At 63.8% G+C, this 25729-nt stretch carries 21 protein-coding genes; 6 read left to right on the top strand and 15 right to left on the bottom strand.

Annotated features, from left to right (window positions below; genetic code table 11):
• Positions 1–29 precede the first annotated feature (29 nt).
• The gene (locus AB6809_RS04190) at positions 30–716 is read right to left on the bottom strand and encodes an MgtC/SapB family protein (protein WP_006047530.1); all 687 of its coding nucleotides are present in this window, start codon (positions 714–716) and stop codon (positions 30–32) included.
• Positions 717–943: 227 nt separating this feature from the next.
• Here AB6809_RS04190 and AB6809_RS04185 point away from each other — a divergent pair, with 227 nt between their 5' ends.
• Both AB6809_RS04185 and AB6809_RS04180 read left to right on the top strand, forming a co-directional pair.
• Positions 944–2053 (top strand): AGE family epimerase/isomerase, encoded by a 1110-nt coding sequence (locus tag AB6809_RS04185; RefSeq protein WP_192699492.1) that lies wholly within the window; start codon positions 944–946, stop codon positions 2051–2053.
• 241 nt (positions 2054–2294) lie between these two features.
• Positions 2295–2498 carry a cold-shock protein gene (locus tag AB6809_RS04180; RefSeq protein WP_006047528.1) on the top strand — a complete coding sequence of 68 codons (204 nt, stop codon included), beginning with the start codon at positions 2295–2297 and terminating at the stop codon, positions 2496–2498.
• Between the two features lie 110 nt (positions 2499–2608).
• On the opposite strand, the gene AB6809_RS04175 is transcribed toward AB6809_RS04180, so the two are convergent.
• A complete protein-coding gene (locus AB6809_RS04175; RefSeq protein ID WP_307260433.1) occupies positions 2609–4231 on the bottom strand; it encodes a methyl-accepting chemotaxis protein in 1623 nt (540 codons plus the stop codon).
• 269 nt (positions 4232–4500) lie between these two features.
• On the opposite strand from AB6809_RS04175, the gene AB6809_RS04170 reads away from it, so the two are divergent.
• Positions 4501–4935 (top strand): PaaI family thioesterase, encoded by a 435-nt coding sequence (locus tag AB6809_RS04170; protein ID WP_006047526.1) that lies wholly within the window; start codon positions 4501–4503, stop codon positions 4933–4935.
• Positions 4936–5019: 84 nt separating this feature from the next.
• On the opposite strand, the gene AB6809_RS04165 is transcribed toward AB6809_RS04170, so the two are convergent.
• The 9 genes from AB6809_RS04165 to AB6809_RS04125 all read right to left on the bottom strand — a co-directional run bounded on the left by AB6809_RS04165 (position 5020) and on the right by AB6809_RS04125 (position 14158).
• Positions 5020–5868, bottom strand: a complete 849-nt coding sequence (locus tag AB6809_RS04165; RefSeq protein WP_006047525.1) for an ureidoglycolate lyase — start codon at positions 5866–5868, stop codon at positions 5020–5022.
• 77 nt (positions 5869–5945) lie between these two features.
• Positions 5946–6689 (bottom strand): SDR family oxidoreductase, encoded by a 744-nt coding sequence (locus tag AB6809_RS04160; protein ID WP_006047524.1) that lies wholly within the window; start codon positions 6687–6689, stop codon positions 5946–5948.
• Between the two features lie 55 nt (positions 6690–6744).
• The gene (locus AB6809_RS04155) at positions 6745–7575 is read right to left on the bottom strand and encodes an amidohydrolase (protein WP_371026022.1); all 831 of its coding nucleotides are present in this window, start codon (positions 7573–7575) and stop codon (positions 6745–6747) included.
• A gap of 7 nt (positions 7576–7582) precedes the next feature.
• Positions 7583–8623, bottom strand: a complete 1041-nt coding sequence (locus AB6809_RS04150; protein WP_371026021.1) for an aldo/keto reductase — start codon at positions 8621–8623, stop codon at positions 7583–7585.
• Positions 8624–8734: 111 nt separating this feature from the next.
• Positions 8735–10048: a UxaA family hydrolase gene (locus tag AB6809_RS04145; RefSeq protein WP_107710675.1), complete on the bottom strand. Its 1314-nt coding sequence runs from the start codon at positions 10046–10048 to the stop codon at positions 8735–8737.
• 42 nt (positions 10049–10090) lie between these two features.
• Positions 10091–10417, bottom strand: a complete 327-nt coding sequence (locus AB6809_RS04140; RefSeq protein ID WP_371026020.1) for a UxaA family hydrolase — start codon at positions 10415–10417, stop codon at positions 10091–10093.
• Positions 10418–10453: 36 nt separating this feature from the next.
• Complete coding sequence (locus AB6809_RS04135; protein WP_371026019.1) at positions 10454–11521, bottom strand: ABC transporter permease; 1068 nt, start codon at positions 11519–11521, stop codon at positions 10454–10456.
• Complete coding sequence (locus AB6809_RS04130; RefSeq protein ID WP_371026038.1) at positions 11511–13019, bottom strand: sugar ABC transporter ATP-binding protein; 1509 nt, start codon at positions 13017–13019, stop codon at positions 11511–11513. The genes AB6809_RS04135 and AB6809_RS04130 overlap by 11 nt, the downstream gene beginning before the upstream one ends.
• 77 nt (positions 13020–13096) lie before the next feature.
• The gene (locus AB6809_RS04125; RefSeq protein ID WP_006047517.1) at positions 13097–14158 is read right to left on the bottom strand and encodes a sugar ABC transporter substrate-binding protein; all 1062 of its coding nucleotides are present in this window, start codon (positions 14156–14158) and stop codon (positions 13097–13099) included.
• 282 nt (positions 14159–14440) lie between these two features.
• Between AB6809_RS04125 and AB6809_RS04120 the strand changes: the two genes are divergently transcribed.
• Positions 14441–15229, top strand: a complete 789-nt coding sequence (locus AB6809_RS04120; protein WP_006047516.1) for an IclR family transcriptional regulator — start codon at positions 14441–14443, stop codon at positions 15227–15229.
• 163 nt (positions 15230–15392) lie between these two features.
• Positions 15393–15938: a hypothetical protein gene (locus AB6809_RS04115; RefSeq protein WP_053859735.1), complete on the top strand. Its 546-nt coding sequence runs from the start codon at positions 15393–15395 to the stop codon at positions 15936–15938.
• Between the two features lie 66 nt (positions 15939–16004).
• Here the strand turns inward: AB6809_RS04115 and AB6809_RS04110 are convergent, their stop codons facing one another.
• The 3 genes from AB6809_RS04110 to AB6809_RS04100 form a co-directional block, all read right to left on the bottom strand.
• On the bottom strand, positions 16005–17738 hold the full coding sequence (locus AB6809_RS04110) for a ShlB/FhaC/HecB family hemolysin secretion/activation protein (RefSeq protein ID WP_371026018.1): 1734 nt from the start codon (positions 17736–17738) through the stop codon (positions 16005–16007).
• Positions 17739–17948: 210 nt separating this feature from the next.
• Positions 17949–19859: a filamentous hemagglutinin N-terminal domain-containing protein gene (locus AB6809_RS04105; protein WP_371026017.1), complete on the bottom strand. Its 1911-nt coding sequence runs from the start codon at positions 19857–19859 to the stop codon at positions 17949–17951.
• A gap of 273 nt (positions 19860–20132) precedes the next feature.
• Complete coding sequence (locus tag AB6809_RS04100) at positions 20133–22511, bottom strand: GNAT family N-acetyltransferase (protein ID WP_371026016.1); 2379 nt, start codon at positions 22509–22511, stop codon at positions 20133–20135.
• 266 nt (positions 22512–22777) lie between these two features.
• On the opposite strand from AB6809_RS04100, the gene AB6809_RS04095 reads away from it, so the two are divergent.
• The gene (locus AB6809_RS04095; RefSeq protein ID WP_029967355.1) at positions 22778–23647 is read left to right on the top strand and encodes a LysR substrate-binding domain-containing protein; all 870 of its coding nucleotides are present in this window, start codon (positions 22778–22780) and stop codon (positions 23645–23647) included.
• Positions 23648–23794: 147 nt separating this feature from the next.
• On the opposite strand, the gene AB6809_RS04090 is transcribed toward AB6809_RS04095, so the two are convergent.
• Positions 23795–25396 (bottom strand): peptide chain release factor 3, encoded by a 1602-nt coding sequence (locus tag AB6809_RS04090; protein ID WP_006047510.1) that lies wholly within the window; start codon positions 25394–25396, stop codon positions 23795–23797.
• Positions 25397–25729 lie beyond the last annotated feature (333 nt).

The raw sequence follows: 25729 nt of genomic DNA, 5'->3' as shown, positions 1-25729 counted from the left end.
CGCCGAAGCCATTCGCCGACGATTTTCGCTTAACCCGACGCGTCGTCCTGACGGAACTCCCTCACGCCCTGCAACTGACGCAAGCGCGTGCAAATCGCCTCGTATTCGACACTCGACACGCGATGCAGCGTGATCATCACCTCGTCGCATTCGGGCGTTTCGTCGCTCTGCTGCATCACGAATTGCTTCACGCGCGGGCTCGCGGCGCCCAGCTCGTCGTGCAGCGAGTGAAACGTGAGAGTGCCGCGCTCGACGAGCATCGTCACCTGGCGCCGCTGCTTCACGGTGATGAAGCGCCGCTCGAGCGGCTTGATGCCCGCGAGGATGATCAGAATGATGACGGTCGCCGCAATCGACGCCGTGTAGAGCCCGCCGCCGACCGCAAGACCGATCGCGGCGACCGACCAGAGGCTGGCCGCCGTCGTCAGCCCGCGCACGATTTCGCCGCGCAGCAGAATCGAACCCGCGCCGAGAAAGCCGATTCCGGAGACGACCTGGGCCGCCATCCGCGAAGGGTCGAGCACGACGTGTTCGCCGGTGAGCACCTCGGCAAAACCGTAGGCCGACACGATCATGATCAGCGCCGAGCCCACGCACACGAGCATGTGCGTGCGCAAGCCCGCGGCCCACGACAGGCGCTCCCGCTCGAAGCCTATGACGCTGCCGAGCGCCGCGGCCAGCACCAGACGGGAGATGAGATCAAAGTTGCCGAGCATCGTCTTCTCTCCTTCTTGAAGTTATTAAGCCTTTTCGCTGCCGATTTTGGGTGCCGGCTCGCATCCGTTTGCATTATGCTAAGCCGCGTGCCGTTGCTGGTTCCGCCGCTCCTGCTGCACCTGCCGCTCCTGTCGTACCCGCGAGGCAGGCCGCACGCCGCAGCCGCGCTGCCGCCGAACCCGGCCCGCTCTCACGGGCGCCTTGAAACCCGCGCTTGAATTTGATTATGCCCAGCACCCACTCTGACGCCGCCTCGACGATCGCGCTCGCCGCCGGCCTGCGCGACCACTTCAACGGCGTCATCCTGCCCATGTGGCGCGGGCCCGGTTTCAACCCCGCGCTCAGGTTGCCGTACGAAGCGCTCGTCGCGGAAGACCACCGTCCGGCGCCCGTCGAGCGTTACCGGGCAATGGCGTGCGCGCGTCAACTGTTCGTGTTCTCGCAGGCCGGCGATGCGGCCCACGCGCAAGTCCTGTTCGATTCGCTCACGCGCACTTTTCAGGACACGGAACACGGCGGTTGGTTCTACAGCGTGGACGCGCAAGGCGCCCCGCTCGACACCGTCAAAGACCTGTACACGCATGCGTTCGTCGTCTTTGCGTGCGCGGAATATGCCGGCCGCTCGGGCAATCGCGACGCGCTCGAGATCGTGCATTCAACGTCGGCGCTGATCCAATCGCGCTTTACCGCCGACGACGATCTCTTCAACGCCGCGCTCACTGCCGACTTCGCGAACGTGACCGGCACGCCGATCCAGAATCCGCTGATGCATTTGACCGAAGCGTGGCTCGCCGCGCGCGAGGCCACGCGCGACAATGCTTTCGACGCCGCGCTGCGGCGCCTCGCCGGCGCCGTCGCTCGTCACTTCGTGCATGCGCCGTCGGGCTGCATCGCCGAATTGCCGGTCGGCGCGCCGGACAATCGCCTGGAGCCAGGCCATCAGTTCGAATGGTTCTGGCTGGTCACGCAGGCACGCGAACTGTTTGACGGCTCCGGGCTTGCGGAAGCGTTGCCGCGCGCGTTCGCCTTCGCGCAACGTCATGGCGTGGATCAGGAAACCGGCGGCGTGTATGCGTCGCTGAATGAAGACGGACAAGTCAAAGACCCGATCCAGCGCATCTGGGCGCAGACGGAATATCTGCGTGCGCTCGCGAGCCACGACGATGCGGCCGTACGCGCCGCGCTGCCGCGGCAAATCGAACTGTTCCAGCAGCGCTTCCTGCGGCCGCAAGGCTGGTTCGAATGCAAAACCTCGGCCGGTGAAGTGGCGCGCGCCGACATGCCGTCGACCACCCCTTATCACCTCGCCACCGCTTTCGACGCGTTACCGGCCTGAAGCGCCAAAATTCCGGGGCAGGCCAGTCCGGGGCAACCCTTAATACCAAGGGTTTACCCTGGTTCGAGTAATGCGTTTTTTTGCGCCGTTGACACCGGAAAAACCCCCAAACCTGGGAATACCCGAATACTGGTTGATTGGCGTCCGTCATAAAGACGTGATACAACTCGTACTTCGCGCTCGATCTCGGGTTGAGAAGTAGCGGTCGCGAATGCAATACACAACATTTACTGGATTAAAAATGGCAACAGGTACTGTGAAGTGGTTTAACGATGCAAAGGGCTTTGGTTTCATTACGCCGGACGACGGCGGCGAAGACCTGTTCGCGCACTTTTCGGAAGTTCAAGGCAGCGGCTTTAAGTCCCTGCAAGAAAACCAAAAGGTGTCGTTCGAAGTGAAGCAAGGCCCGAAGGGCAAGCAAGCTGCGAACATCACGCCGGCCTAAGTACCCACGGTACTTTGAGCTTTGCGTAGGCGCTTGCGCCTGACAAAAAAATGGCCCGCTTTTGCGGGCCATTTTCTTTTTGCGGTGCCTGATTTTTATGCGCAGACGATTTAAATCGCGCGCATTCGCGACAACGCAAATTGCGCAGATTGGACCGGCATTGCGTCGAACTGTTGTGTGCGCAACACAGCTTCAGAAATTTCGAAGACGGAAACCGCCTCCTTCAATTGCTGCGTCTGTTGATGCAGCGAAGCCGCCGCTGCCGCCGCCTCTTCCACGAGCGCCGCGTTCTGCTGCGTCATCTCGTCCATCTGAACCACGGCCTGATTCACCTGCTCGATGCCCGTGCTCTGTTCGAGCGACGACGCGCTGATTTCCGCCATCATCTGCGTGACGCGGGAAATGGACGCCGACACGTTGCTCATCGCCTCGCCGGCGTGCTCGACCAGCGCGGAACCGCCCTGGATTTCGGCAACCGACTCGCTGATCAGCGTCTTGATTTCCTTCGCCGATTGCGCGCTGCGCTGCGCGAGCCCGCGCACTTCGCCGGCCACGACCGCGAAGCCGCGGCCCTGCTCGCCCGCGCGCGCCGCCTCGACGGCCGCATTCAGCGCGAGGATATTGGTCTGGAACGCAATGCCGTCAATCACCGAAATGATCTCGGCAATCTTGTCCGAGCTTTGCGCGATGCCGCGCATCTTGTCGACGACCTTGTCGACCACTTCACTGCCGCGCGAGGTGGCCTCCAAAGCGGTCTCGGCGAGCGCATTGGCCTGACGCGCGTGGTCGGCATTCTGACGCACGGTGGCGGTCAGTTCCTCCATGCTCGATGCCGTTTCTTCCAGCGATGCCGCCTGGTTCTCCGTGCGTGCAGACAAATCGGCGTTGCCGGTCGCGATTTCATCGGCGCCAAGGTGAATTGAATCGGCGGATTCGCGCACGGTCTGCACCGTGCGCGCGACGCTTGCCTGCATCTTCGCCAGGCCCGAGAACAGCCGGCCGATTTCATTCGTGCCGCGCGCGGCGATCGGCTGATCGAGGCGCCCTTGAGCGATGCGTTCGAAGTGACGGCCGGCTTCCTCGAGCGGCGCGACCACGCCACGGCGCAACGCCAGATGCACGGCGAACGTTCCGCCGACCAGCGCCAGCAAAATCACAATACTGACGACGCGGAAAGTCGCCATGCGCGTGTCGATCGAATCCAGCGACGCGCGGCTCGCGGCGTTACCGAACTGCGTGAAGTTATGGAGCTCGGTCAGATAGGCGTCCTGGAACGACTGCGTCGGCTGATCGAGAAAAGCCTGAATGTTGTTGGCGTCGAGAAACTGCGCGAGCTCGCTGAGCGCGCCATGCAGCTTCTTGTAGCGCTCGGCAAGCGCCGCTGCGCGCGCGCCGTTTTCGTCGCTGGTTTTCGGCGCGCTCGAGAACGCGTTAAACGACCGCTCGGCGGCCGTGAGCTGCTCGCGGGCATGCTGGACGATGTCCGTCGGCTCCGCGCCGCCGCGCACCATCCGCGTACCGGCGCGCGACAGGTTGATACGCGCGTCCATCAGATGCTGCGTCGTTTCGTTGACGGCATCGACCTGCTTCAACGCGATATTCGCGAGGTCGCCAACGTCGTGATGGGTACGCGTCAACGACCAGAAACCCAACCCCACCGTGACAAGCTGGAAAACGCAGAACGCGGCCAGGACACATAACAGGCCGGATGCGACCTTGATCTTGCTGAACATCGTGAACACCTGAAGGCAAAGAATAACGGGAGCTACGTCAGGGTTAACGGCAGCATCAAAGCTGGCTGAAGATCAAATTCGTCAAAGTTCGCCTTACGGTGCGTTTACGTCGGCCATCGTCTGAATTTCTGTCGACCGACACAAGCATGCCGCGCAGATATTTCCGATTCACCTTGACGGCGTGCGTCGGCGCTTCCTAGAGTGGGTAGGGACCGACGAGCGCACCCTCGTGCGCAATGCCACCGCGGGCCTTCCTCGAAGGAATCACAATGACTGACCTACTCGACCGGGCGCGCGGCGCATTGCACGCCCAGCCGTTCAGCATGCTGTTAGGCGCCGAGCTGATGTACACGGGCACCGGCGAACTCGCGCTGAGCCTGCCGATCCGCGACGAGCTGCGGCAGCAGCACGGCTTCGTGCATGGCGGCGTGATCAGCTATCTCGCGGACAACGCGCTGACCTTTGCCGGTGCGCTCTCCCTGGGGCCGAAGGTCGTGACGGGGGAATATAAGATCAACTATCTGCGTCCGGCCGTGAACGGGACGCTGATTGCGAGGGCGCAAGTGGTGTATGCAGGCCGCCATCAGGCGACCTGCCAGTGCAACATCTTCGTGATGGACGGCAACCGCGAGAAACTCGTGGCGGTGGCGCAAGGCACGGTCAACCGGATCGGTGAGAACGGCGACCACGAACCGGCGAATTGAAGTCGACGACGTGAAGTTGACGCGAAGTTCACGTTGAAAGCGCGAGGCTCATGCGCCCCGCGCCCCGCGTCGGCCGCGAGCGTTTTACTCCGCCGCGTAGGTCTTCTGCGTTTGTTCGCCGAGACCTTCGATGCCGAGGCGAATCGTCTGCCCCGGCTTCAGATACACCGGATTCGGCTTCACGCCCATGCCGACGCCCGGCGGCGTGCCAGTGGAAATGACGTCGCCGGGTTGCAGGCTCATGCACTGCGACACATATGAAACCAGCTTGGCGACGCCGAACACCATCGTCTTCGTGTTGCCGTTCTGATAGCGGTGACCGTCCACTTCGAGCCACAGGCCCAGGTTCTGCGGATCGGCGACTTCGTCGCGCGTGACCATCCACGGGCCGATCGGGCCAAACGTGTCGAAGCCCTTGCCCTTGTCCCACGTGCCGCCGCGTTCGATCTGCCATTCGCGTTCCGACACGTCGTTGATCACGCAATAGCCGGCGACGTAGTCGAGCGCATTCGCTTCGTCCACGTACTTCGCGGGCTTGCCGATCACCACGCCGAGCTCCACTTCCCAATCGGTTTTCTTCGAGCCGCGCGGAATTTCCACGTCGTCGTTGGGACCGGAAATCGCGCTCGTCCACTTGTTGAAGATCACCGGTTCGGCGGGCACGGGCAGATTCGATTCAGCCGCGTGATCCGCGTAATTCAAGCCGATGCAGATGAATTTGCCGATCTTGCCGACGCACGGACCAATGCGCGGATTGCCTTCGACCAAGGGCAGCGAGGCCGCGTCGACTGCACGCAGTTTGGCGAGGTTTGCGTCGGTCAACGCCGCGCCGTCGATGTCGGCAACCACGCCGGACAGATCGCGAATCTTGCCTTGCGCGTCGAGCAAGCCCGGCTTTTCCTGGCCTTTCGGCCCGTAACGAAGCAGTTTCATCGTTGCACTTTCCTCTGGGTTTCAGTGGTGTTCAGTTGGTACGTCAACGCGCGCCGGCTCAGGCAGGCGCGCATGAATCAGTTCGACCAGCCGCCGTCGATCACATGCGCATGGCCGGTCGTGAACGCCGACTCGTCCGACGCGAGATACAGCGCCAGCGCGGCGATCTCTTCCGGCTTGCCGATGCGGCCCATCGGCTGACGCGCGACGAACGCGGCCTGCACGGCTTCGAGCGTCGCGCCTTGCGCCGCGGCCTGCGCGGCGATTCGCTGTTCGAGCGACGGCGACGACACCGTGCCCGGGCAAATCGCGTTACAGCGTACACCACGCGTGATGAAGTCCGCGGCGACCGATTTGGTCAGCCCGACCACCGCCGCCTTCGACGCGCTGTACGCGAAGCGATTCGGCACGCCCTTCACGCTCGACGCCGCCGACGACATATTGATGATCGAGCCGCCGCCGCGCTCCAGCATGCCGGGCAGGAATGCGCGGATCATCCGGTACATCGCCTTCGCGTTCAGGTCGAACGCGAAGTCCCAATCTTCCTCGCTGCATTCGAGGATCGAGCCCGCATGCACGAAGCCCGCGCAGTTGAACAGCACGTCGATCGGACCGATTTCGGCGGCCAATGCCTTGATCGCCTCGCCGTCGAGCACGTCGAGCTTGCGCGCCTCGACCGGTTTGCCGGCGAGGCCGTCGATGCGAATGTCCGTGGCGATCACACGCGCGCCTTCGCGTGCGAACATTTCCGCGGTCGCGAGCCCGATGCCTTGTCCCGCTGCGGTAATCAATGCTGTCTTGCCGGCCAGTCTTTGCGTCATCTACGACTCCAGTTGAATGGGCTTAACCTGTGTTGGTCTGTTTGCTTGGGTCACATCACAGTCGATAAAACGCTGCGGCGTTGCCGCCGAAAATCGCTTCGCGCTCGCTGTCGGCGAGCGACGAAAGCAGCGTGTTCGCCACCGAATGCCACAGCAGATAATCGCCGTTGAGTTCGAGCACCGGCCAGTCGCTGCCCCACATCAGCCGCGCGGGACCGAACGTGGTCAGCAGATGCTCGACGTACGGCCGCAGCGTGTCTTCGGTCCAGCCTGGCGACGCCTCGGTCGCGAGTCCGGACAGCTTGCAGTGCACGCCTGGCAACGCGGCGAGCCGCGTAATTGCATCCGCCCAGGTCTGCCAGCCCGCCTGACCGTAGCGGATCGGCGGCTTCGCGCCGTGGTCGACCACGATGCGCAGCGCCGGAAAGCGTCGCGCGAAGGTTTCAACGTGTTCGACGTGCCGCGCGTAAATCAGCGCGTCGAAAGCGAGGTCGTGTGCGATCAGCGCGTCGATGGCCGGCGCGAGATCGGGATTCGCGATCCAGGTGTCGTCGGGCAGATCTTGCAGCATCGGGCGCACGCCCTTGAACTTGGGCTCGTCCGCGAGCGCGTCGATCAAAGCCGGCGCGGTGGGCAGCAGCAGCGGCACCCAGCCGACCACGCCGGCAATCGACGGCTCGTTGCGCGCGATGTCCAGCAAATAACGCGTTTCGTCGATGGTCGGCGCCGCCTGCACGACCACCGTTTTCTCGATGCCGGTTTGCTCCCGCAACGGCGCGAGATCCGCCGGGCCGAACGGCCTGTACAGAATCTCGAGTTCCGGCGTGAGCCATTCGTAATCGCCGCGGGCGGGGTCCCAATAGTGCTGGTGGGCATCGATACGCATGTTCTGTTCAGTCCTCTGGCGCGGGCGCGCGGGCGTCGAGCAGGCCCTCGTCGCGCAAGGCGGACCACAAGGCCGCAGGGATGGGCAACTCGAACGACGCCGCGTTCTCGCGCAGTTCTTCGGCACTGCGCGCGCCGGTCAGCACGGTGGCGACCGCCGGATGCGCATACGGAAACTGCAAGGCCGCGGCGGCGAGCGGCACGCCGTGCGCGCGGCACACCGCTTCAAGCCGCGCAACACGCTCGATCACTTCGCGCGGCGCCTCGCCGTAGTTGAATTTCAGATCGCCTTCGACGCCGCGCGCCAGAATGCCCGAGTTGAAAGCGCCGCCCAACAGGATGCTGACGCCGCGCTGTTCACACGCCGGCAGGAGGTCGTCGAGCGTCGTCTGTTCGAGGAGCGTATAACGGCCCGCAAGCAATGCGCAATCGATATCGAACTCGGCCATCGCGTCGAGAATCACGGCGCTTTCGTTCACGCCGAGTCCCACGGCCTTCACCGCGCCGGCCGAGCGCAGTTCGTCGAGCGCGCGAAAGCCGCCGCCTTCGGTCAGTTGCCGCCAGTAATGCGGATTGTTGTCGCCGTGCGTGACGCGGCCAATGTCGTGCACCAGCAAAATGTCGATGTCGACGATGCCGAGCCGCTGCTGGCTGTCTACGAACGAACGCAGAATGCCGTCATGCGTGTAGTCGTAAATCGCCTCGAAGGGCAGCGGGTTCTGCCAGCCTTCCTTGCCGTCATAAGGCGTCGTGCGCGGCACGAAGCGGCGGCCTACCTTCGTCGACAGCGCATACTCGCCACGCGGATAGCGGCGCAATGCGTCGCCCAGACGATGCTCCGCCTTGGTGTGCCCGTAATGCGGCGCGGTGTCGAAATAGCGAACGCCGGCGTCCCACGCGGCCGCGATGGTCGCGTGCGCTTCTTCATCCGACAGGTCGCGATAGAGGCCGCCAAGCGGCGCACTGCCGAGGCTCAAGCCGGTTAATTCCAGCGCGCTACGCCCGACGCGGCGGCGCTGCCGAACCTTCGAACCGATCGTTGCGGTCATGTACGCGTCTCCATCCTAATCACACTCTGTCGAATGAGCTTTTTATCACACCGCGAGCCGACGCTCAGTGCGGTTCTTCACTGCGGTTCTTCGTTGCCTTATTGCGTTGCGTTACTGCGGCTCGACCGCAACAACACGACGCGGCGCCGCCACGCTCGACGGCAGGCACGCGGGCCCGACCGGCTCGAACGTCTTGTACGTCAGAATGAATTCCTGATGGCCCAGCATTTCCGATTTCGACGCCGCGCCTTGCGACACCGCCACGGTCTGCTCGAACACCTCGCGGCCGACTTCGTCGAGCGTGCCGCGCCCTTCCAGAATGCGGCCTGCGTCGACGTCCATGTCGCCGGACAGATTGCGATACGTGGCCGGATTCGCGCACACCTTGATGACCGGCGAGATCGCCGAGCCCACCACCGAACCGCGTCCGGTCGTGAACAGAATCACATGCGCGCCACAAGCAATCAGTTCGCCGATTTCCGCATTGTCGCTGATGTTCGGGAAGCCGAAACGCGGCTCGCCGTCCGGCACCACGTCGAGCAGATACAGGCCGCCGGTCGGCGGAATATCGCCCGGCTTGACGATGCCCGCGATTGGCGACGCCCCGCTTTTCGCATACGCGCCGAGCGACTTTTCTTCCTGCGTGGTGAGGCCGCCGTCCGCGTTGCCGACCGCGAAACTGCCGTGGCCGAGAATCGAGTAATAGCGCGCCGCCTTGGCCACACACTCGACGATCGCATCGCCGAGTTCGGGCCGCGCCGCGCGCGTCTTCATATGAAACTCGCAGCCCACGAGTTCGCCGGTTTCCTCGAAGATGCAGGTCGCGCCCGCATCGATCAAATGATCGAACGCACGGCCCACGGCCGGATTCGCGGTGATGCCGCTGGTGCCGTCGGAGCCGCCGCAAATCGTGCCGACCACGAGTTCGCTCAGCGCCATCGGCACCTTCTGCTGCGCGGCGAGCTGCTCGCGCGCGCCGCGAACCCAGTCGACGCCATACTGAATCGTGCTGCGCGTGCCGCCTTTCTCCTGAATGGTCAGCACTTCGACGGGACGGCCGCTCGCGCGCACGACATCGACGAGGTAGTGCTTGTTCATGCTCTCGCATCCCAGCGACACGAACAGCACCGCGCCGACGTTCGGATGCGTGGTCAGCCGCTCGAGCATTTTCTCCGCGTAGCCGTTTGGATAGCAGCCGGGAAAGCCGATCAGATGAACCGGCGCTTCATGCGCGGCATGCGCGTCGCCGAATGCGTCGAGCGGCTCGCGAAACTGCGTGACGATCTCGCGCGCCACGTGATGCGCGCACTCGACCAGATACGCGACGGCAACCACGTTGCGGATGCCCTTGCGGCCGTCGCTGCGCAGGTAGCCTTGCAGCGTCGGCTGTTGCGCAGAGGCGCTTGCTACGGATGTCTCAGTCATGTTCGTTCCAGCGCGGCGCAAGGCCGCCTCGTGATGCGCAAATCAGTGGTGGACGAATTGATGACCCGCGTCGTGCGTGTACGTCGGCAGGTAATCGCTTTCGAGGTTGTGCGTATGCAGATGCTCGCCGCGCGGCACCGCTTCGGTGACGTGGCCGATCACGGCGCCGTAGCGCAGCACCTTGTCGTCTTTCGCCAGATCGCGGCGCGCCACCTTGTGCCCGAGTTCGATGGTCCGCGACAGCGTGACGCTCTCGCCTTCGATCTGCACCTGCGTGCCGGCGTCGAGACGCGCCGCCGCGATCAGGCAGTTGTCGTCCGGACTGAGCAGGATCAGTCGCGGATCGGTTTCATGTTGGCGGCTCGTCAAATGAGTTCTCCGTCAGGCCGTTGAATGAGCGTTGTGTTAGTTCTGGCCTTCGCCGCTCGCGAGGCGCGCCACCATCAGCGAGCCGAGGATGATCGCGCCGTAGATCGCCTGAATCCAGAACGACGGCACTTGCGCAAGCGTCAGCAGGTTTTGCACGACGCCGAGCAGCAGCACGCCGGAGAGCGCGCCGATCATCGTGCCCTTGCCGCCGTCGAGCGAAATGCCGCCGATCACCGCCGCCGCGAACACCGTGAAGATCATGCCGTTGCCCTGGTTCGCATTGATCGCGCCGACATAGCCGGTCACGATCAGGCCGCCAAGCGAAGCGAGCATGCTGCCGAGAATGAACACGCCCCACGTGATGCGCTCGACGCGAATGCCCGCCGCGCGCGCCGCTTCCGGATTGCCGCCGATCGCATAGAGCGCGCGGCCGAGCCGGTGATAGCGCAGCATGAAGGCGGCGATCGCGAAGGCCACCGCTGCGAGCCACACCGACAACGGCAAGCCCAATACGATGGTGGTGGCGAGCGAGAAGAACGACGGCGGCATGTCGAACAGCGTGCCGCCCTTCGTCGCGCCGACGAGCATGCCGCGCAGCACGATCAGCATGGCCAGCGTGACGATGAACGCGTTCAGCCGCAAACGCACCACCAGAAAACCGTTGATCGCGCCGACTACTGCGCCGACCGCGAGAATCGCCAGCAAGCCGGCCGCGGCGGGCCATTGCGTGCCGAATCCGGCCGAGGCGGCCGGCATCACGAGCATCGCGCCCACGGCCGGCGCAATGCCGACCGTCGATTCCAGCGACAAATCGAACTTGCCCGTCAACACGATCAGCGATTCGGCGAGCACGACGAGCGCGAGCGCCGCCGATGCGCCGAGCACGCTGATCAGATTCGCACGCGTGAGAAAGCTCGGGCTCACGAACGCGCCGATCACGATCAGCAGCACGAGCGCCGGCAACAGCGCGAGTTCACGCAAGCGGGCAAGTTGCGAGCGTCCGCGTTTGCCGCGCAAAGCCGATGCAGATGCGGATGCGGACGCTTGCGCGTGGGCTTGGGCCTGCGCCGCGCCGAACGCGGGACTGGGCACACTATTCTTCATGGAGACTTACTCCTTCAACGGATGCAATCAGATCCTGGTCCTGCCAGCCCGCGGGAAATTCCGCGGCGATACGGCCACGGAACATGACGAGAACACGGTCACAGGTGCGCAGATCGTCGAGTTCGCCGGACACGACCAGCACGGCCTTGCCTTCTTCGCGCACGCGATCCACGACGGAGAGCAGCGCTTCTTTCGATTTCACATCGACGCCCGCCGTGGGGTCGATCAGCACCAGCACGTTGGGATTGGTGGCGAGTGCGCGCGCCATCACGACCTTCTGCTGATTGCCGCCCGAGAGGCCGGATACGACGTGCTCCGGTCCCTGAGCGACGATGCCGAGCGCGTCGATCATCTTCTGGCCGAACGCGTTTTTCTTTGCGGGCGTCGCGATGCCGAACTTGCCGAAGAGCCGCGCGATCGTCATCGACGCGTTTTCCGCGATCGATTGCGTCAACACGAGCCCCTCGTGATGGCGGTCTTTAGGCACGCAGCCGATGCCGTGCGCGAGCGCCGCGGGCACATCGCCGGGCGGCAGGCTCACGCCGTCCACGCTGATCGTGCCGCGCTTCGCCGCGCGCAAGCCGGCAATCGCTTCGGCTACGCTTGTGCGGCCGCTGCTCGTCGCGCCGGTCAAGCCGACGACTTCGCCGCGCTTGACGGCGAACGACACGTCTTCGTAATCCGCGCCGCTGAGCCGGTCGACTTGCAGCGCAATTGCGGTGTCGGCGCGCAACGGTTCGCGCGCCGCCGCGTCCGCGACCAGAAGGCCGCCACGTTCGCCGGTCATCGCTTCGATCAACTGTTCGCGCGGCAACGCGGAAACCGGCGCGCTGACGATATGCCGCGCGTCGCGCAACACCGTGACCGCCTGGCAAATCTCGTACACCTCCTGCAGATGGTGCGAGATGAACAGAAAGGTCACGCCTTCGCGCTGCAATTCCTCGATACGCCGGAAGAGCCGCTTGATTTCGTCGCCGTCGAGCTGCGCAGTGGGTTCGTCGAGGATGATGAAGCGCGCGCCGTACGACAACGCCCGCGCGATCTCGACGAGTTGCCGCGCCTCGACGCTCAGGTCGCCGGCGCGCGCGTCTTCACGCACGTCGATCTTCCAGTGGTCGAGCAAGGCGCGCGCGTCGCGGCGCATGGTTCGCCAGTCGATCACGCCGCCTCGCGACGGCTGCCGGTTGATGAACAGATTTTCCGCGACGGACAGGTCGCGAATGATCGTCGAATGCTGATAGACGCAGGCCACGCGCTCGCGCCATGCATCGCGGTCCGCGAGCGGCGGCGCGGGCTCGCCGTTAAAGCGCACGTCGCCGGTATCGGGTTTGCGCAAGCCGGTCAGGATCGACACGAGCGTCGACTTGCCCGCGCCGTTGCGCCCGACGAGCGCATGCGACTCGCCGGGCATCACGCGAATGCTCACGTCGTTCAGCGCCGCCGTCGAGCCGTAGCGTTTGGTGACCGACAATGCTTCGACCACCGAAGCAATTCGCATGGATGAAGCGCGCTCGCTGATGTCGCCGCTGATGTCGCCGCTGATGTCGCCGCTCATGTCGCCGCTCATGTCGCCGCTCATTTGACGGTGTTGCCCCACAGCGCCTTGTCGTCGACATTCGACTTCGTGACGAGCGGCGCGGGCAACTGGTCTTCGAGGATGCCCGGCGCGAGCTGGATGATCGTGCTGCCGTGATCGGTCGGGCCCGGCTTGAAGGTCTGCCCGGCCAACGCCGCCTTGATGTAGTAGAGGCCGTACTTCGCGTACGAATCGGCGGGCTGCGACACGGTGGCGTCGATGTCGCCGCGGCGGATCGCGTCGAATTCCTGCGGAATGCCGTCGTTGCTGACGATCACGACGTGCTTTGCGTCGCCGGCCGGAAACAGCATCTGCTTGCGACGCAGCGTTTGCAGCGTCGGCGACAGATAGACGCCGCCCGCCTGCATGTAGATCGCCTTCACGTCGGGATTCGCGGTAAGCAGGCTGTCGAGCCCGGTAGCCGCCACGTCGCCCTTCCAGCTCGCCGGAATTTCCAGCAGCTTCAAACCGGGAAAGCCCTTCAGGCATGAGCGGAACGCCTCGGAGCGGTCGCGTCCGTTCACCGAACCGAGGTCGCCCATGATCTGCACGACCTTGCCCGACTTCACGTGTTCGCCGATGTACTTGCACGCCTTCTCGCCGTACGCGTGATTGTCGGCGCGCACGACCATCGCGATCTTGCCTTGCGTCGGTGCGACATCGACGGCGACGACCGGCACGTTGCGCGCCGTCGCGGCGTCGAGCGCGCGGCTGATCGCGGCGGAGTCGAGCGGGCCGACCACGATGCCCTTCGCACCCAGGTTCAACAGGTTGTTCATGTCGGTGATCTGCTGTACCGGATCGCCGTTCGAATTCACCGGCGCGAGGATGTCGATGCCCATCTCCTTCGCGTACTTCGGCAGATAGTTGTTATACGACTGCCAGAACGGCGACGTCAGCAGCGGCAGGCCGAGGCCGACCTTGCCTGCCTCGGCGGCCTGCGCAGCGCCGCCCAGACTCAAACCGGCGATGCACGCGGACGCGGCCACCGTGAAGAGCGACTGACGGAACGAACGGGAAAACGATTGGCGAGCCGGCTTCGGCTCTTTCGCGAACGACATGACTGTGTCTCCTGATATGCGTTGTTGAACTGCGTGAACCGGTCGTGGATGCCGGCACTTCGTCCTGCGCTTTCTTATGTGCATTGGCGACTCTGTGCGAATCTTGGCGTGCGCTCATTCACCAATGAACGTATTATTCATATACGGACTTTTCGAAGTCAAGCGAAGTGCACTGCACCAACCGTCCGTGTTTTCCCTGGACGCATCGGCGCGCACGGAGCGCGCTGCGGCACTTACACTCAAGCGCCACTTACTGAGAACAGCTCACGGAACTCGCTCACGATGGACGCAGAAGACAAGGACGATGCCGACCGTTATCGCGCGCCCGCGCTCGACAAGGGCCTCGACATCCTCGAGTTGCTGGCCGAGCAGAAGGAAGGGCTCACGCGCGCCGAGATCACGAAGCTGCTCGGGCGCAACGCGAGCGAGATGTATCGGATGCTCGAGCGCCTTGTCGCGCGGCAGTACGTGGTGCGCTCCACGGGCGGCGACCGCTATTCGCTTAGCCTGAAGCTGTATGCGCTGGCGCATCGTCATCCGCCGATGAACCGGCTCATCTCCGAGGCGTTGCCGCTGATGCAACGTTTCGCCGATGCCGCCGAACAATCGTGTCATCTGGCCGTGTACGACCGCGGCAATCTGCTCGTCATCGCGCAAGTGGATGGACCGGGCACGTGGGGCATGTCGGTGCGGCTCGGTTCGCGCGTCGGCTTGATCGACACCGGCTCGGGCCGCGTGATGCTCGCTTTCCAGACCGTCGAACAGCGCGCGCAGATGCTTGCCGAGCACACCAAGGTCAAGGGCGAAGTGACGATAGACCGCGAGGCGCTCGAAGCCGCGTGCGAGCGGATTCGAGCGGCCGGTTTCTCGCAGAAGGACAGCCAGCAGACGTTCGGCGTGACCGACGTCACGTTCCCGGTTCTCGGTCCGTCCGGCCAGGCGATTGCGGCGCTCACCTGCCCGTATCTGAAGCGTATCGACGAATATGTCGCGCCCACGCTCGCGGCCGCAACGACGCTGCTGCGCGAAACGGTGCAGGCGCTTTCGATGTTTCGCGAGCAGACGGTTTGAGGTGTGGTGGAAGTGCAGTTGCGGTGTCTGCGGCGTGTGGTCGATGGAATTCGCCGCGGCAAGTTTGATTAGAAGCGGGCCGCTTGCGCATATGGTTTAGAATGGCGGCCCTCTCAAAAAACGACGCCGCGTGAAGTCATTCGTGCGCATCCATCGATAAGCAATGGCGAAACTTCTGACCGATTCCGAATTCCAGCGTTTTTCCGAACTCCAGCAGAAGCAATCGAGCTTCACGATTACACCGGAAGAAGCCGACGAACTGCGCGACATCGTCGCTCATGCGCAGAAGCGCCGCGACGATCGCGCGGCGGCAATGCAAAGCATCGAGACTTTCATCCAGCAATTCGACATCAGCCCGGACGAGCTGTTTTCGCCGGAACAGATTGGCGAAGCGGCGCGCACCTATGGCCTGATTCCGGCGGCCAAGAAGGAGCGCGTGCTGCCGCCGTCGTTCACGTTCAACGGCAAGCCGTACCAATGGACGACGCGCGCGCTGCCGGACGACATTCGCGTACCGCTGTTCGATGCGTTCAAGGCGGGGCAGTCGGTGAAGTCGTTTATCGCGACGCCGAAAGATGCCAATCGTTGCGCGGCGACGATCGCGCGTCTGGAGCGGGAAACCGGTGCGGTGTACGCGGATGCGTGGCTCGAAGAGTTGGCGGTGACGCGGGCGCAGGTTGATGAGGCGGCGGGGAAGTTGGGGGCGTGACACCTGCGCCAACGGCCCTGATTTAGAAGCAACGAGACGCTGCGGGCGTCGTTATTGCCGCCTTTCCTAGAAGGTCGCGGACACAGTGACCCAGGTCTGCTGCCGCGCAGTCTGAGCGAGCGGCCGGCCCGCACGCATCGCATAACTTAGCTGCGCGGCGACGCGCTTGCCGCCGTAGCTGGCGCCAATGCCGTAACCCTGCAGCCGCGCATAAGCGGCGGGCATTGGGCCGTCGGCGCGCGTTCGACCTCGGGCGTCGTCATAAAACACCTGCACAGATGCGCCTGGCAGCATACTTAGGGACTTGCTGGCGGCAATCGACAAGATCAGCCCGTCGTCGACCGAGGCCGCATTCTGGTCATAAGCGCGCACGGCAAGCGGACCGCCAAGCCCCATTCTTTCCTGACTGTCGAGACTGCGGCTGGCGTATTGGCCGCGCACTTGTATCGTCGCGCGGATGGTCGGTGTAATGGCCTGGACGTAAGCGAAAGATGGCTCGGCTTTGTAGAAGTCGAATCGCCGGCCGTTCAGCGCCGGCGCGCTACCTGAGTAGTCCGCCTCTCTCAGCTTTGACGTACCTCGGCTAAGCACTGCGCTGTATTGGATAACGTTTCGGCGCTCGCCGATTTCGCCCGCCGCGACACCTTCCGCGCGCACCGACGCAACGACACTGCGCTGATCCGTGCGGAGTATGTCGCCGAACCGCTCATCGCTCGAACGTTTGAAGTCTAAACCGGCGCCTACATCGAGACTGGCCGCGTCTGAACGGATCAACGGACCGCTGCCATAAATGCTGACGACGTTCGCCGCTCCCGTTCCCAGACCTGCGAAGATTCCACCGAGCCGGTAATCCACATGCGAGTATGCGACGCCGGCGCGGCTCGCTCCGAGACCCGTCAGCATGTCGTAGGAAATGCGGCCGAGGCGAGTTCGCCCGTCTTGTCCGCCGCGCGTCTGCATGAAGCGCGGCGTGGCATAGACCGTCGCCTGCAACTGATCGCCTAGTCCTAACGGATTGTTGATGCCGCCGGTCAGCCCAACGCGGCGCCAGCCCGCTTGTCTCGAGCCGGCGTTGTCCATGACTGCCGCGCCGTAGAAGCGTTTTCCCGGCACCACGTCCACCGTGACGATCGTGCCACCCGGCTCCGTTCCCGCCGACAACGTCGACGCAGTCGAGTCAATGCCGGGGATACCTTCAACAAGACGCGTGTTGCGCTCAATGTCGCGCAAGGAAGGTGCTCCGTCATGGGTCGACTCAATGATTTCGCGCAGGCGGTCGGTGGCGACATCGGAGTGGTTTTCAACATTGACGGATTCAACGTGTCCGCGCGCGATCTCGAAGTGCACGATACCGTCGGTCATTGTCTGCGGAGGGAGGATGACGCGTACGAGAGAATCGCCGCCGTGGTATAGCACGGTGGTAAGCGCATCGCGCAGCAACCGCAGCTGTGACAGCGTGACGTTACGCCCGCGCCACGGCGCGAGGAATTCATCGACGCGCTGTTGCTCCTCGTCAGACAGCGCACCGCCAAAGTCGAAACCGTACACGGGGAAAGTGAACTCGCCGCTGTCGGGTTTTGCTTCGTGCGAATTCGACGGCTCGCCAGGCATTGCTGGAACCATTCCGGGCTCAACTCCGACCCCTTGCTTAAGTTCAGGATTCTGCCGAAGCAAAGAGCCGGCGTTCGTTGGCTCGTATGCATGAGCGGTAGCATGCCAGGCAGTCAAACCAAATAGCGGTAACCATGCGCCGCCAAGACTCTGGCGCAAATATCTGAATCGAACAGCGGCTTTCGGCATGAAGGATAGGCAAGCGCGTCGGCGACAGCTCATACGAGCGGCCGCGACGTCAGGAGGGGAAACGGGAAAATGGTGAAGCGACGCGGCAGCACGGAAAAAGACGAACAGAGGTGGTACACACCTCTGCGTCTCATGCTTGCGCGCTATTTCGCTTCATGAATAAAAGCCGCTGGCGCAACGAGCGTCACCTCGTCGCGCCAGCCGTAGTGCCTAGAGGTTCGCGGACTTCGGCAAGATGCGGATATTGCCGTCCTTGTTCGTTGTGTTGGCCGGCAGGTTGATTTCTTGCGCCGTCAGCTTTCCACCAAGGTGGGCAAAATTCGCGTCGACGGTGATCCGGTTTCCGGCCTGCACGGTACCCGTTTCAACATTGCGGCCACTCAGCGTAACGTTGTTGCCTGCCTTGGTACGCGAGAACCGACTCTGTGACAGGGAAGCGTCCGCGTGCAGCGCAACGTCGCCATTGCCGCTAACCACGTTACCCGTTTGCGAGAGCTGGCCGCCGGCCATTACCGCTATGCACGCCATGTCTGCGGGGCACGGCGGGTTGTACATTCTGGAATTGACCGAAATATTGCCGTCCGCCTTCACGTTCCCAGTGAGCGTAACGTCGCCGCCGTCGATGTTAATGGTCTTGGCCTGGACATTCGCCACGCGCAATGAACCGTTCGGGCGCCGCGGCCAGACCGGTAAGCGCGATTCGGACTTCAGGGTAACGCCGGTTCCAGCAGACGTGTTGACGCCGTCGGCCTGGACGAGATTCGCGCCGGAAATCATGTTAACCGAGCCCGTGGTCGCCATCATACTGGCGCGTTGATGCATATCGCCCGTGTAGGTTTGAGCGTACACACTGTCGAGAGCGCGAATCGGCGCATTCACGTTGACATCAGCCCCGTCCAGATACACGGACCTCGCGTTGATGCGGCCATTCGTCGTAACGACGCCGCTGGCGTCAGGCACAGTCATGTTGTCGCCGTAGTAGGCTGCGGACCCGATGTTGACATCGCCACCAGCGTTGATCAGACCGTTCATATCCACGCGACCGCCGTCAGAGTGAACCTGTACGGAGCCGCCGGTCTTCAAGGTTGCCCCGGCGCCGACGGTCACTTCACGGCTTGATGGTGCGGGAGATACTGCCCGGGGAGCGGCGGACGAATCGAACATCTGATAGAAAGCTGGCGCCACATTTCCCCTGACGGCCGAGGACGTGATCGAGATACCGCTGTCAGCCGTCATTTGACCGTTCGCGCTGATCTTGCCACCGTCGCGCGAGGCAAGCTGGACAGTGCCGCCTTGACCCGCCGACGCACTGGTTGCCTCGATCTGGCCGTTGTTCTGAATCACAGTGCCGAGCACCGCGCCAGTGGCCGCAGCGGACAGCGTGGCGTTGCCGCCCTTGGCGACGATCACACCGTAATTGGCGGCCAATGCCTGCTCCGCCTGCCGACCCACCTGGACTGAAAAGCCCGAGTCGTTGATGGCCATCGCCACGCCATTGGCAGCGCCGAGCGCGACGTCTTTAGCGCGAATCGACCCGTTGTTAACAACCTGAGGCCCGAGCAACGCCAGGGATTCCTGCGCGGTCAGTTGACCGTTGTTCGTTACCTTGCCTTCTCCGCCGCCGGCAGAAAAATTAAGGTAGCGCTTATTCTGGACGAGCTTGCCGCCTTCCATGAATTGCTGGTCGTTCACATCCAGCGTGGACGCCACCAGGCTTCCGACATTGACCTTGGCGCCGTTGCCGAACACGACGCCCGCCGGATTCACCACGAACACCCTGCCGTTCGCCTTCAGCACACCGTCAATCTGTGTAGGATTTGCCGTGGTCACACGGTTCAGCAGCGCTGAACTCGTGCCCGGCTGATTGACGACCACCGACTGGTCCTGACCGATATTAAAGTTCTTCCAGTTGACGATCATCTTGTCGCTTGACTGCGAAATCGTCGTTTTGTTCGCCTGCGTTTTGATCGTGCCCGCGCCTGCGGCCACCATTCCGCCTTCGACAGCCCATGCTGTGCTGCTGCAGCCCAAGGCCGCAGCCAGCATGGCGGGAAGAACGGCGAAGCGATAATTCGGCTCTGTGACGCGCCCGCTTGTCTCGCGGGTAATTTTCTTAGTCATCTGTCAACCTGTTAAGACAGCTAAATAAAATCGTCATGCGAGCAAGCGTATAGAGCACGCGCGACGACACTCGAAAGGAAGCGTAATTAAGTCGTAATATTCTATTCACGCTTCTGTTGGGATGCTTGCGGAAACTTCCGAGCACCCCGTTGTTTTGTCAGCGTGTGGTTGTGTGTTTGGCTGGGTCAATGTGCGTCAAGCATCACTGCGGCGTCAGTAGAAAGTCGGCGAACGGATAACGATCCTTCAATGGCGCACATGCCGCTGACATCGCTAACCCTGCTTATCCACCCCCTCATCCAGCGCCATCCGAAACCCCACCACGCCCGGATCTTCCGTCGGCGTCATCGTGAAGCCGCTCGCCCTCGCGAGCGCGATCATCGCGGTGTTCTCGCGCAGCGCCTCGCCCACCAGCCAATGCGTGCCGCGTGCCCGCGCATACCGGATGATCCGGTCCGTCAGCAACCGCCCGAGCCGTCGCCCTTTCTGATCCGAGCGGATCGCCACCGCAAACTCGGCCGTTTCGTTATCGGGATCGGCAACAGCGCGCACCACGCCGAGCGTGCGCGAAACGCCGGCTTCGTCCCGCACGGTCGCGATCAGCGCCATTTCGCGGTCGTAGTCGATCTGTGTCATGCGCGCGAGCTGCGAATGATCGAAGCTGCCGACCGCGCCGAAGAACCGCAAGCGCAAATCCTCAGGCGTCATCGCTTCGACGAAATCGTGATGCGCGGCCTCGTCTTCCGGGCGAATCGGCCGCACGGTCACACGCAGACCTTCCCAGTCGAGCGTCTCTTCGAAACGGCGCGGATACGGCACGATCGCAAGCCGGCTGCGTTTCGCCGCAATGCTGACGATCGGCTCAAGCACCGCGACGTGGTCGTCGTACACATTGAGCGTCAACGACAATCCGACGATCTCCTTCACATCGCACACCGCGTGCGACAGCGCCGTGAGCGCAGCGAGCGCCGGCTCGGGCGCGACGAGCCGCGCATAAGGCGACCGCGTGACGATGTCGCGCGCGAGAACCGGGTTCAACGGCGGCAGGCCGTACACGCGCAACGGCTCGGAGACACCATCCGCGGATGGCGCCGTGAAGCGGAACACCGGGCCAAAGTTATCGTCGTCGTGAAGCGCGACCGCAATGCCGACTATCGGCTTGGCCTCATGCGCGCCGCCCGCTTCGTTTTCGACCCGAAGCCCGAACCGCTCCAATAGGCCCGCCGCGGCTTCGCCGGTTAGTTGGTGCTCACCTGCCGCGAGCGCCGCGCAAACCTGCGCTTGCGCGGCGTCGATTGCGTCGGGGACTTCGGCAGGCAAACCCTCCGGCGTCTGCATCAGCAATTCGCGCCCCATCCGATAATCGACGAGACGTGCGAACGCGCGGGCGAGCCGCTGCGGCGTCGTGTGAACCGGAATGCCTTGCGCGTGCAACGCATCGCGCGTAGCCGCGTCCACGCCGCCAAAGAAACACGCGAGCAGACCGCGATAGGCGAACCGCTGATTCGCGATCAACGCCTGCGCCACCTCGTCGACCGGCGCGCTATGCGTCGATGCATGCACGACGAAAGCCGTGCCGGTGCCGCGATGTTGCGCCAGCAGCTTTAGCGCCGTGCCGAAATGCTCGGGACGCGCGTCGTCGCCGAGTTGCAGCGGATTGCCGCCCACCACGTTCGGCAACGCTTGCTGCAATGCCTGCGATGCTTCCTCCGGCCACGGCGCGAGCGTATCGCCGGCGGCGGCGAAGGCGTCGCAGGCCAATGTTGCGAGGCCGCGGTCGCTCGTAATCAGCGTCGCCGTCGCGCCCGCCGCGACGCGGCCCACGCCGAGCGTCTCGATTTCGTCGAGCAGATCGTCGAGCGCGTCCACGCGGACCATGCCCGCGCGGCGGAACGCAGCGGTGTAAAGCGCGTCCGCCGGATCGGCGCGGCCCGAGCGCAGCGCGAGCACCGGCTTGTTGCGCGCCGCCGCGCGAGCCGCCGACATGAACTTGCGCGCCGCCCGCACGCTGTCGAGTTCGAGCAGAATCGCGCGCGTGCCGGGATCGCTCGCCAGATAGTCGAGGACGTCGCCCGCGTCGACATCAGCCTCGCCGCCCAGCGCGACCGCGTGCGAAAAACCGAGGCCGCGCGCGTGCGCCCAGCCGACCACGGCATTGGTCAGCGCATTCGATTGCGACACCCACGCGACGCCGCCCGCCTTCACCGTGCACGACGGCGCGCCGAAATGCGCGCGCAGCGCCGGCGACACGACGCCGAGACTACCCGGCCCGACGATCCGCAACAGATGCGGCCGCGCCGCCGAAAGCGCATGCCGCAACGCGAGCCGGTCATCGTCGCAGCGTGCTTCGCCGACGATAATCGCCGCGCGCGTGCCCAAACCGCCGAGCTTGTGAATGATCGAAGGCCAGGTCGCGGGCGGCGTGCAGATCAGCGCGACGGTCGGCGCTTGAGGCAAGTCGCCGGCATCGGCGATCACGGCGTGGCCGTTGAGCGTGTGGTACTTCGGATTGACGGGCCACAGCGGGCCGTCGAAGCCGCCTTCCAGGAGCCGCGCCCACACCATCGCGCCGGTGCTGCCCGGCCGCTCGGAAGCGCCGATCACGGCGACGGACTTCGGTCGGAACAACGCGTCGAGATTGCGAACGGTCACAGGCGCTCCGCAGATGAAAGGGCGCGCCGCTCGGGCATCGACGCGCGCGTCTTCGTCAGGATAGGCGAAGTGGAGCGATCGCGCGGCGCTTCTCGAACGCAAGCCTTGGCCGCCGTCAATCGACGCTTGATTAACGCGACCGCGCGCCCGGATTTTTTTAGCGTGCGCAGGCAAAATACCGCGCTTCAGTGCGACAATCGCAGACGATCCGCGCGCCTTCCCATCGGCCGCACTGCCCCGGATGTCAAAGAATCAGAAGGTGATGTATGCGACGCTTGCCATCGCTCATCGCGCTGCGCTTTTTCGAGGAAACCGCGCGCCACATGAGCTTTAACCGCGCGGCGAGTGCACTGTGCGTGACGCAAGGCGCCGTCAGCCGGCAGATCAAGCTGCTCGAGGAATCGCTCGGCGCGAAGCTGTTCGAGCGCGATCACAAGGGCATCCGCCTGACGCCGGTGGGCGTGCAGTTTCTGCCTTGCCTGTCCGACGCATTCGATACCATCGAGCGCGGCTTCCGTCAGATCACCGCGGCCAAGGGCCGGCGCCGTCTCGTGGTCGCTGTGCCGCCCACGTTCGCGACGCAGTGGTTCTCGCCGCGGCTCGGTTCGCTGGCCGACGAAATGCCCGACGTCGAATTGTCGATCCGCACCGAGCCCACCACGGACTGTCATTGCAATATCCGCTTTGGCCGGCACGCACTGGCCGATACGCATTCCGAATTGCTGATGACCGAGCGCCATGTGCTCGTGGGTGCGCCGAGGCTGCTCGGCGAGCCGCTCGACAGGCTGCTCGAACACATGCCCGCGCTGCATGTGCTGCACAACGACGCAAGGCTCGACCTATGGCCGAACTGGCTGGCCACGGCGGGGCTGCCGGCGCGTTACGCGGAAAACGGCATTGAATTCTCGACGCTCGAACAGGCGATTCGCGCGGCGCGCAAGGGCGCGGGACTGGCTATCGTCGACAGGAACATGATCGTCGAGGAACTCGCGGACGGCAGTCTTGCACGCTTCTCGGACGTTGAAGTGGCCGGCCCGTTCGGCTATTGGCTCGACGTCGCGCCGCAGCACGCCGCGCTTGAATACGTGCAGGCGTTTGCGGCCTGGCTGCGGGAAGAAGTGTTGAAGATGGGCTGATGGAGTCGTGTCCGGCGGCAGCGCCTATGCAGGCAATGAGCCCGCAATCGAATGGAAAAAGCCGCGTGGGCATGACTGCACCACGCGGCTTTTTGTTGTTGCGTAAGTTTGTTACGTAAGCCGCTGTGAGCTCGCGGCCCGCCTGCGTTACATCGCCTTCTTGAACGGCGCGCCCGAATGCTCGCGCAACTCGTTGAACACGATCTTCGGCCACGCCTTTTGCGCGACTTCGATTTCCGAGACATGCGAAGCGAGATACGTCGGTGCGTCGGATGCGTCGAGCGCGATCCGCGCCGCGTATGAATCGGTGAAGCGACGCAGTTCGGCGGGATCGTCGCAAGTGACCCAGCGCGACATGCGGTAGCGCGCGGGCGCCATGCGCACATCGACCTTGTACTCAGTCGACAGCCGATGCGACACCACTTCGAACTGCAGTTGCCCGACTGCGCCCAGGATCATCAAGCCGCCCACTTCCGGACGGAACACCTGAATCGCGCCTTCCTCGCCGAGTTGCTTCAACGCTTCGCCAAGCTGCTTGGCGCGCATCGGATCGACCACTTCGACGGTCTGAAAAATTTCCGGCGCGAAGAACGGCAGCCCGACGAATTGCAGCGCTTCGCCTTCGGTCAACGTATCGCCGAGACTCAGCGTGCCGTGATTCGGAATACCGATGATGTCGCCCGGATACGCCTCGCTCACCGTCTCGCGCCGCTGCGACAGGAACGTCACCACGTTATTCGCGCGGAATGTCTTGTTGGAACGCGTCACCTTCACGGCCATGCCGCGCTCGAAACGCCCCGAACACACGCGGATGAACGCCACGCGGTCGCGGTGCGCCAGGTCCATGTTCGCCTGCACCTTGAACACGACGCCGGTGAACTTCGGCTCGTCGGGCATCACCGGACGCTGCACGGTCATGCGCATCGACGGCGGCGGCGCCAGGTCGACCAGCGCGTCGAGAATTTCCTTCACGCCGAAGTTGTTGATCGCGGAGCCGAACAGCACCGGCGACTGTTGACCGGCAAGAAACTGCTCGCGGTCGAAATCGGGCGTGGCGCCGGTAATCAGATCGATCTCTTCCTTCGCCTTCACCCAGCTTTGGCCGAAGCGGCGTTCGCCTTCCTCGCTGCTCAGCGCCTGCAGCGTTTCGACGTCGCCGCCCGCCTTGTCTTGCCCGGCGCGGAACACGCGAACCTGATCGCGCTGAATATCGTAGACGCCCTGGAATTCCTTGCCCATGCCGATCGGCCACGTGAACGGCACCGCGGCCACGCCCAGATGCTGTTCGATTTCGTCGAGCAGGTCGAGCGGCTCGCGCACTTCACGGTCGAGCTTGTTGATGAACGTGACGATGGGCGTCTTGCGGCTGCGGCAGACTTCGAGCAGCTTGAGCGTTTGCGCTTCGACGCCGTTCGCGCCGTCGATCACCATCACCGCGGCATCGACCGCGGTCAGCACGCGGTACGTGTCTTCGGAGAAGTCTTCGTGGCCCGGCGTGTCGAGCAGGTTGATCACCGCGTCGCCGTACTCGAACTGCATCACCGAGCTGGCCACGGAAATGCCGCGCTGCTTTTCGATCTCCATCCAGTCGGATGTCGCGTAGCGATTGCTCTTGCGGCCCTTCACGGTGCCGGCGATCTGAATCGCGCCCGAGAACAGCAGCAGTTTTTCGGTCAGCGTGGTCTTACCCGCGTCCGGGTGGGAAATAACCGCGAAGGTGCGGCGGCGTTTGAGTTCGGAGACTGACATCGGGTCTGGCGGTCACGGATAGGGGTTCGGCGGTCTTCGGAAGCGGCTGGCTTCCGGGCTGCCGCGCGTGGCGCGGCGGCGTCGAGCTGCGGGAGTCGGGTCGGGAACCCGCATCACTATGGCAACCGGGCCGCGTCGGAAAACAGGTCGGGAACGAGCGTTCGACAATACGGATAATCGCCAGCGCAGAACAGCGCAGGGAACGAATGATACACGCCGGGGCGCCGGACGTGGGAAAGCCGCCCGCGAGGGGCGGCTGTCTGGGGAGGGGGATTGGGGAGGCGGAGAGTGCGTTAGATCGTTGCAGTGGTCCGCGGGCGGTCGTGCCTTCGT

The organism is Paraburkholderia sp. RCC_158, from assembly GCF_041355255.1.
GTDB lineage: Bacteria > Pseudomonadota > Gammaproteobacteria > Burkholderiales > Burkholderiaceae > Paraburkholderia > Paraburkholderia graminis.
This window is presented reverse-complemented; position numbering and strand designations above follow the sequence as displayed.